At 46.4% G+C, this 1,017-nt stretch carries 1 protein-coding gene; it reads right to left on the bottom strand.

From position 1 onward, the window contains the following. Positions 1-79: 79 nt before the first annotated feature. Positions 80-1,017: LuxR C-terminal-related transcriptional regulator (locus R8N28_RS27255; RefSeq protein WP_318183922.1), on the bottom strand; the 938-nt coding region annotated here is incomplete at its 5' end.

Here is a 1,017-nt window from a genome sequence, read left to right as displayed (position 1 = left end):
ATAAAAAAGGGCTGACGCATAACGCCAACCCATTTTTGTTTTCAATTAAAATTCCATTTCTTTACTAAGGTTATTTGATTTAGTAACCCATCAATTGCAGTAAATTCTCCGCAGTTACAATGGCTTCTTTACGATTAGCGATGTTGAGCTTTTGATACAAGTTGCGAATGTGGGTTTTGATTGTCGTACCTGCCACATCCAATTCTTGTGCGATTTGCTCGTTACTAAAGCCAGAATAAATCAAACCTAGAACCTGCCATTCGCGCTGTGTTAACGGGCTCGTGCGTACAAGCTCCGGCACATTCGGGTGATTTACCAACTTTTCAATAAAGTCTTCATCAAAGTGGATCGAGCGGCTGCGCTGATTCGATGAAATGTCTTTCATTAGTTGTTGAGCGCGGTGACGTTCTAGATCGCCCAGCTCATGACGCAGGCTGAGTTTCTCTAGCAGGCCACCAATCGTAGCGCCATCAATCAGGAAGTTTCCGACCATACCGGTTTGGTTCGTCATCACTAGCGCCTCTTTTAACAGTGCTTTGGCTTGATCTTCGTCTTTTTGGCGTGCGGCCAAGACTGCTTCGACAACGAGGTTGCGATTGGTATCGGTAATGAGGTTGGTACGGCGCGCTTCACTTTGCAGGAAGTTTAGCGCTTGGCGTGCTTCCTCATACTGACCCAAATTGATGTGTGCACGCACTATATTGCGCCATTGCAGTTGTAAGAAGTGGTTACATGCCGATTCTGGACGAACCGCCGTGTTCAACCATTCTTGCATGGCTTCTGTATTGCCACGCGCTTGCCAGAATAAGATCAACGATAAAGAGGCGTTGGCGGTCCAATCTACGTGGTACGTAGACTGCTTCATTAAATGTTGAATGTGCTCAATGAATTTACCGGCTTTGTCTAGCTCGCCACGGCCAATCGCAATGCGTGCCAACATTGAGTAGCTATGTAAGTGCTTGCTTGGTGAATGGTTTTCGAGAATTTGTAGGCCTCGGTACGCACACTCTTCGGCTT

The organism is Vibrio sp. Vb1554 (genome assembly GCF_033344235.1).
Note: the sequence above shows the minus strand (reverse complement) of the source record. Positions and strands in the feature narration are given on the sequence as shown.